This is a genomic window from Pseudarthrobacter sp. AB1 (assembly GCF_014926485.1).
GTDB lineage: Bacteria > Actinomycetota > Actinomycetes > Actinomycetales > Micrococcaceae > Arthrobacter.
Genome location: NZ_PZKO01000057.1, coordinates 56,310 through 64,004, shown reverse-complemented (window position 1 = coordinate 64,004; position 7,695 = coordinate 56,310). Strand labels below are relative to the sequence as shown.

The 7,695-nt window shown below is 65.0% G+C and carries 5 protein-coding genes and 1 pseudogene; 4 read left to right on the top strand and 2 right to left on the bottom strand.

Annotated elements, in window-relative coordinates:
• Positions 1 to 425, bottom strand: a pseudogene (locus tag DAD99_RS15970) (endonuclease); the annotation flags it as partial.
• A 337-nt stretch (positions 426 to 762) separates the two neighbouring features.
• Here DAD99_RS15970 and DAD99_RS15965 point away from each other — a divergent pair.
• Together DAD99_RS15965 and DAD99_RS15960 are read left to right on the top strand one after the other, a co-directional pair.
• On the top strand, positions 763 to 1,821 hold the full coding sequence (locus tag DAD99_RS15965) for a M4 family metallopeptidase (RefSeq protein ID WP_193342313.1): 1,059 nt from the start codon (positions 763 to 765) through the stop codon (positions 1,819 to 1,821).
• A 60-nt stretch (positions 1,822 to 1,881) separates the two neighbouring features.
• Positions 1,882 to 2,223, top strand: coding sequence for a protealysin inhibitor emfourin (locus DAD99_RS15960; RefSeq protein WP_185260942.1), 342 nt, complete (start codon positions 1,882 to 1,884; stop codon positions 2,221 to 2,223).
• A 30-nt stretch (positions 2,224 to 2,253) separates the two neighbouring features.
• On the opposite strand, the gene DAD99_RS15955 is transcribed toward DAD99_RS15960, so the two are convergent.
• A complete protein-coding gene (locus tag DAD99_RS15955; protein ID WP_193342312.1) occupies positions 2,254 to 3,222 on the bottom strand; it encodes a GlxA family transcriptional regulator in 969 nt (322 codons plus the stop codon).
• Positions 3,223 to 3,303: 81 nt separating this feature from the next.
• On the opposite strand from DAD99_RS15955, the gene DAD99_RS15950 reads away from it, so the two are divergent.
• Both DAD99_RS15950 and hrpA read left to right on the top strand, forming a co-directional pair.
• Positions 3,304 to 3,471, top strand: a complete 168-nt coding sequence (locus DAD99_RS15950) for a hypothetical protein (RefSeq protein ID WP_193342311.1) — start codon at positions 3,304 to 3,306, stop codon at positions 3,469 to 3,471.
• A gap of 210 nt (positions 3,472 to 3,681) precedes the next feature.
• Positions 3,682 to 7,632 (top strand): ATP-dependent RNA helicase HrpA, encoded by a 3,951-nt coding sequence (gene hrpA / locus DAD99_RS15945; RefSeq protein WP_193342310.1) that lies wholly within the window; start codon positions 3,682 to 3,684, stop codon positions 7,630 to 7,632.
• Positions 7,633 to 7,695: the final 63 nt, after the last annotated feature.

The following is a 7,695-nucleotide window of genomic DNA, read 5'->3' as shown; positions in this document are numbered from 1 at the left end:
ATCCTCGCGTGCTGCCACGAGATCGTCCCGGCCTGCAACGCCGCGAACGTCAACGGCAGGGCCGTGGTCAGCGCGTGCGCCTCAGAAAGCAGAGCACCGGCGGAGCGTTCGCTGACCGTCAGCACGCACGCGACCTCAGCGATCACAGCCATCTCCTGACCGGCATGGTCCTGCGGCGACGCGGAAGGGCCCGCAAGGGCCTCGGCAGCGGCGGCATAACCTGCGGCCGCATGCACCTTCAGGGCAGCCAGTTTCGCCTCCCCGCAGGCGACGGCAGTCAAGGCCTTCAGGGCAACATCAGCTCTACGACGAAGCGGATCAGCACACGCAGCGGAGCCTTCGGAAGCTTCACGGAGCACTGCAGCAAGCTCCCCGAAAGACACCGAAAGGGCCTCCGCCGTCGCCACAGCTGCTCTGCTATCCATACCCAAATCATCCCCGGAGGGTATGACAATAACCGCGAGGCTCAATGGCTATGTGGAAAACTCCGCGGCCACGGCCTTGACGGCAGCCATCGCGACTAACAGCCCGGCCATTTTCGGCGCGACGGACACTCCCGCGCCTCAGCTCCCAGGGCTCAACTGTCCGCTCGCGCTCGGAGGCGAAGGATGGCCCCAGCTCCAGCGCCCCAACTGTCCGTTCGCGCGGTCTGCGTCGGCGAGCAGGGCCCCAAACCGTCCGTTTGGGCTGGATTGCGTGCGCCTTCATCGGATTGTCGGTGGCCCCTCGTAGGCTGATTCAACGAACTCGAGGGGGTAGGCCATGCACGTTCCAGCCACATTCTGTTCCATCATTCCGCCGTATTTGTTGCGGCGGTTGGCTCGCTTGGACGAGCCGCAGTTTTCTGCGGCTGCGCGGGCGGCCAAGGAAGCGCTGAGCCACGTCCGGTCCGTCCAGTCGGCCCGTACCCTGCCGGTCCCGGCCGCTCCCCCGGCACTGCGGCAGGTCCGCACCGGCCCGCCCAACAGGAGCATCTACGATGCCGGCGGTTCCGAGAACCTGCCGGGAAAGCTGGTGCGCAAGGAAGGCGAACCGGCTTTCGGCGATCAGTCTGCTGATGAGGCCTACGACGGCCTTGGGCACACACACCGCCTGTTTGCCGACATCTTCGGCCGTAACTCCATCGACAGCGAAGGCCTGCCGCTCGATGCCACAGTGCACTTTGGCAGGCTCTACGACAATGCTTTTTGGGACGGCCGGCAGATGGTCTTCGGTGACGGGGACGGGGAAGTTTTCGAACGATTCACGCGGTCGCTGAGCGTCATCGGGCACGAACTGACGCACGGCATCACCCAGTACTCGGCGGGGCTGGCTTACCGCAACCAAGCAGGTGCCCTCAACGAATCCATGTCCGATGTTTTCGGCGCGCTCGTGGAACAGTACCTGAACAGCCAGACCGTGAGCGATGCCAGCTGGCTCATCGGTGAGGGACTCTTCACACCTCAGGTTGAGGGATCGGCTCTCCGCTCCCTGAAGGCACCGGGCACAGCGTACGACGACGACGTACTGGGTAAGGATCCGCAGCCAGATTCGATGGACTCGTACATGCGCACAAGCGCCGACAACGGCGGCGTCCACATCAATTCCGGCATCCCCAACCGGGCCTTCTACCTCACGGCGGAGTCACTTGGCGGCAACGCCTGGGAGGCACCGGGACGGATCTGGTACAACGCACTGACCGGCGGCTCGCTGCCTGCCACCGCCACTTTCCGCGTATTCGCCAAGGCAACGGCGGCATCCGCCGTGGACCTGTTCGGCAGCGATTCGCCAGAGCATGACGCCGTGCGGCAGGCGTGGGAAACTGTGAAGGTCAAGCTTTAGTTGAACGCCTGCCCGCCGCGAGCCAGCGGCCAGGCTGCAGGAAAGCCCAGGACCGAGGCCATGAAGATCAGTGTGGAGCGCAGCGGCGGCATCGCGGCCCTGACCCGAGTATGGACAGTGCACGCCCAGACGCCGAGCGCCAAAAGCCAGTGGCAACCAATTGTGGAGGCATGCCCTTGGGACGCGGTACCCAAGACGGTCAGTGCCGCGGCCGCTGAGGTGTTCGGCAACCAGCCAGACCGATTCATCTATTCGATCCGGGCGGGCCAGCGCCGCGCGGCGCTGCCCGAGCAGGCTGTCACAGGACCATGGCGAGTCCTGGTGGACAGCACCCGGGCAGCTTCCGAGGACGGCCCCGGACCGGGGGAGAACGCTGGTCCGCAAGGGCCTGCCCCGGATTAAGGCGCCGCCAAGGCTTAGCAGCCTCTCCAGTCAGCCTGCCGTTACCAGGTGGCCCCGGAACGCCCGGCGATAGGACTGCGGGCTGGTGTCCAGCACCTTGGCAAAGTGATGCCGGAGCAGGACGGGGTGGCCAAAGCCCGATTCCCGGGCAACTTCGTCGATGTTCAGGTCAGTGGATTCCAACAGCTCCTGCGCCCGGAGGACCCGCTGCGAGTTCAGCCAGGCAGCGGGCGTGGCCCCGGTTTCGGACCGGAAGCGGCGGGCGAAGGTCCTGGCTGACATGTGCACGCGCGACGCCAACTCAACGACCGTGTGCTCCTGCTCCAGGTTCTGCACCATCCACCGCAGCAGCTCTTCCATCGGCGCCGATCCACAGGCAGGCACGGGCCGGTCGATGAACTGCGCCTGGCCGCCGTCGCGGTGCGGCGGCACCACCATGTCCCGCGCAATAGAGGCTGCCACATTGGCGCCCAGCTCAACGCGCACCAGATGGAGGCAGGCATCAATTCCCGCCGCGGTACCGGCACTGGTGATCAGGTTGCCGTCCTGCACATAGAGCACGTTTTCATCGACCTGCACTTCCGGATACCGTTTTGCGAGCTCATGGGAATAGCGCCAATGGGTGGTGCACCGCCGGCCATTCAGAAGACCGGCGCGGGCCAGGGCGAAGGCTCCGGAGCAGATCGACATCACCCAGGCGCCCCGGACGTCCGCGGCGCGCAGGGCCTCCAACACCGATTCCGGTACGTCCTCGTTCCGGCCGAACGGCGTCATGATCACGAGGTCCGCGTCCGCAGTAGCGTCCAATCCCAGCGGAACATTCATGGAGAGTCCCGATTTCATCCGGACATCACCGGGCTGCGGTGTGCATACACGGAAGTCGAAGGCGGGGACGTTACTGCCTCGCACCGATCTGTCGATGCCGAACACCTCGCAGGCCGTGGCGAACTCGAAGATCGAGAAGTTAGGAACCACTATGACTGCCACTGATTTCAGCATGCCTTCATTGTGGCAGAAATTCGAGCTTTTTGGGCATTTCTGCCACTGTTTCTTGTGTAGGCACCGGAGCAACATTGAGTCATGGAAATCTTCGGAATCGCCTTAGTGGTCCTGCTCCTCGTTGTTCTCGCCGCCACCGTCTCAGCGCTCCTGCGCGATGGCCGCGGTCATACCCCGCCCGTCACCTCCGACCAGGCCTGGTCCGCCCTGGACCTGCCTAGCACCCACTACACACTGCGCATTTTCTAACCCGCAGGCATGCCTCAAGCTGCCCATATTTACCCATCAGCACTAACACAAACTGGACCCGGCGCATAAGAGCCGGGTCCTGTCCTCATATCCTGGGTGAGCGGAGTCCGCGAGTCCGGGGCAAGGCGGGATCAGCGGCCGGGGGCGCCGGCGGGGTTGCCAGCAGTAAGAGCGGGAAACAGGCGCGGCCCCAGTAGACTGGCTGCAGCCATGACATTTCATATCTCCTACCCTGCTGAGCTGCCCGTTTCCGAGCGCCGCGAGGACCTGAAGGCTGCCATTGCAGCGAACCAGGTGACCATCATCGCCGGCGAGACCGGCTCCGGCAAGACCACCCAGATCCCCAAGATGTGCCTCGAGCTGGGCCTGGGCGACGACGGCTTGATCGGGCACACTCAGCCACGGCGGCTAGCAGCCCGCACGGTCGCTGAGCGCATTGCCGAGGAACTAGGTGTGGAGATCGGCCAGGAAGTCGGGTTCCAGGTGCGGTTCACCGGCGAAGTCAGCCGCGCCACCAAGGTCAAGCTCATGACTGACGGCATCCTGCTCGCAGAGATCCAGCGCGACAAGCTGCTGCGCAAATACAACGCCATCATCATTGATGAAGCACACGAGCGCAGCCTCAACATCGACTTCATCCTGGGCTACCTCAAGCGCATCCTGCCGCAGCGGCCGGACCTGAAAATCATCATCACCTCGGCCACGATCGATCCGGAGCGTTTCGCGAAGCACTTCGGCTCCGACGACGAGCCCTCCCCCATCATCGAGGTGTCCGGGCGCACGTTCCCGGTGGAGATCCGGTACAGGCCGCTGTCCCAGCCAGCCGGCGGACCCGCCGATGGCGAAGATGCAGACGCCTCCGACGACGAACTCGAAGAGGACCGCGACCCACTCGACGCGGTCTGTGACGCCGTCGACGAGCTCGCCACCGAGGCCCCCGGCGACATCCTCATCTTCTTTTCCGGCGAGCGCGAGATCCGCGACGCGGCAGAGGCACTGAACGCCAGGATCCAGTCCAACCGGCGCCTGGCCGGCACCGAAGTGCTCCCGCTATTCGCCCGCCTGAGCCTGCAGGAACAGCACAAGGTGTTCCACCCTGGCCGTAACCGCCGGATTGTGCTGGCCACCAACGTGGCCGAGACGTCTCTGACGGTCCCCGGCATCAAGTACGTCATCGACACCGGCACGGCCCGCATCTCCCGCTACTCGCACCGCACCAAGGTCCAGCGGCTGCCCATCGAGCGTGTGTCGCAGGCTTCGGCAAACCAGCGCTCGGGCCGGTGCGGCCGGGTGTCGGACGGTATAGCCATCCGGCTCTATTCGGAAGAGGACTTTGAGTCCCGGCCGCTGTTCACGGATCCGGAAATCCTGCGCACCAACCTGGCGGCAGTCATCCTGCAGATGACCGCCATGGGTGTGGCCCGCGGGCCCAAGGACGTGGAGAACTTCCCGTTTGTCGAGCCGCCGGACTCGCGGGCAATCAACGACGGCGTGACGCTCCTGCGCGAGCTCGGAGCCTTGAATGCCGTCAGGCCAGGTGATGCCAAGAGCGGCGGGCTGACCGCCGTTGGACAGCAGCTTGCCCAGCTCCCGGTCGATCCCCGCCTCGGCAGGATGATTGTGGAGGCCGGCAAGCGCGGCTGCGTCCGCGAGGTGATGATTCTGGCCGCGGCACTGACCATCCAGGACCCGCGCGAGCGCCCAACTGACAAGCAGCAGCTCGCCGCCGAGAAGCATGCCCGGTTCCGCGATGAAAACTCGGACTTCACCGGCTTCCTGAACCTGTGGAACTACCTGCAGGAGAAACAGCAGGAACTCTCATCCACCCAGTTCCGCCGCCTGTGCCGGACCGAGTTCATCAACTACCTTCGGGTCAGGGAATGGCAGGATCTCTTCTCCCAGCTCCGCCAGATGGCCCGCCCGCTGGGGATCAGCCTGGACAATAAACGCCTGGCCGATCCCGTGGGCAACCACGAGGGCATCCACATGAGCCTGCTGTCCGGCCTGCTGAGTCACATCGGTATCCTGGACGAGCGCAAGCGCGAATACGCGGGCGCCCGCGGCAGCCGCTTCGCCATCTTCCCCGGCTCGTCGCTCTTCAAGAAGTCCCCCACGTTTGTGATGGCTGCCGAACTCGTGGAGACGAGCCGCCTCTGGGCCAGGGTCGCAGCCAAGTTCGATCCTGTCTGGGCTGAACAGGTGGCACCGGACCTCGTCAAACGCAGCTACAGCGAACCGCACTGGTCCACCAAAATGGGCGCGGTCATGGCGTACGAGAAGGTCACCCTGTACGGGGTGCCCATCATCCCGCAGCGCCGGGTCAACTACAGCCGCGTGGATCCTGTGCTGACCCGCGAGCTGTTCATCCGGCACGCCCTGGTGGAAGGCGACTGGAAAACGCACCACAAGTTCTTCCACCGCAACCGCGCCCTCCTCCTTGAGGTCGAGGAGCTAGAGGCCAGGATGCGCCGCCGCGACCTGCTGGTGGACGACGAAACGCTGTTTGAGTTTTACGATGCCAGGATCGGCCCCGACGTTGTGTCCGAACGGCACTTCGACGAATGGTGGAAGGAGGCCCGGCAGAAGAGTCCGGACCTCCTGGACTACGACAAGTCACTGCTGCTCAACGACGCCGACGCCCTGGACGAGGCCGCTTATCCGAAGACCCTGATGCACAAGGGCTTCGATCTGCCGCTCAGCTACGAGTTCCACCCCGTGGCGCCGGGGTCACCGCCCAACCCGTCCGATGGTGTCACGGCCGAAGTCCCGGTGCTCTTCCTGAACCAGCTCGATGATGCCGCCTTCCGCTGGCTGATCCCGGGCCAGCGCGCGGAACTCGTGGCTGCCCTGATCAAGTCACTCCCCAAGCAGGTCCGCAAGAACTTTGTCCCCGCCCCGGATGTGGCCCGGCAAGCCGTTGCTGCCCTGGAATCGGACTTCGATCCGGCACATGATGAGCTGGAAGCTTCACTGGAGCTGGCCCTGCGCCGGATCCGCGGCCACGTCATCCCACCCGGTTCCTGGAACTGGGACGCTGTGCCGTCCCACCTGCGGGTGAGTTTCAAGGTTGTCGATACCCAGGGCAAGGCGCTGGATGAGGGCAAGGACCTCGCGGCCCTGCAGGAACGGCTGGCCCCGGCAACACGCCGCGCCATCGCGGAATCGCTGGGGGCGACGCCGGGAACCACGGCTCCGCAGTCACTTGGAAATTCGAAGTCACGCGGAAAATCCGGCGGGGCAGTACCCCCGTCATCGGCAGGTGGAAACTCAGTCGGCAGCGGCACAGGCTTCAGGGAACAGACCGGCCTGACGGAGTGGACCTTCGGCACGGTGCAGCGGCAGGTCAGCAACACCGTCAAGGGCCACACGGTCACCGGCTATCCAGCGTTGGTGGATGAAGGAACATCCGTGGCGCTGCGGGTCTTCCAGACCTCGTCGGAGCAGTTCGAGGCCATGCGCGGCGGTGTGATCCGGCTCCTCGCCCTCAGGGTTCCGGCCCCGGACCGCTACGTGCTGGAGCACCTCAACAACACGGAAAAGCTGACGTTCAGCCAGAATCCGCACGGTTCCGTTTCGGCCCTGATCGCGGATTGTTCCCTCGCCGCCATCGACAAGCTCACGCCGGCCGCCCTCCCCTGGGACGAGGCCTCGTTCCAGGCGCTCTACGAGAATGTCCGGGCGGAACTGATCGACACTGTTTTCACCGTAACCGCCGTCGTCGAACGGATCCTCGCCAGCACGCGCCGGATCGAAAAGCAGCTGAAGGGAACCACCAGCCTGGCCCTGATCAGCGCCCTGAACGACGTCCGCAGCCAGCTGGAACAGCTGGTTTTCCCGGGCTTTGTGGCGCGCACGGGCTACGCTCAGCTCAGCCAGCTGCCCCGGTACCTCACCGCCATCGAAAAACGCCTCGAGAAGCTGCCCGGCAACGTCCAGCGCGATGCCCAGCACATGGCCGCGGTCCAGGCGATCGAGGACGATTACGACGACGCCGTCTCGGCGCTGCTGCCCGGCCGCCGTGCCGGGACCGAGTTAACCCACGTCCGCTGGATGATCGAGGAACTGCGCGTGAGCTTGTTCGCCGTCGAGCTCGGCACCGCCTACTCGGTCTCCGAAAAGCGGATCCGGGCGGCGCTTAACAAAGTGCTGGCGCCGGCCTAAGGCCCCCGAAGGGGCAGTAGGCCGGCGCCAGCGCCGTAGTATTTGCCGTGAACCAGGGCCGGA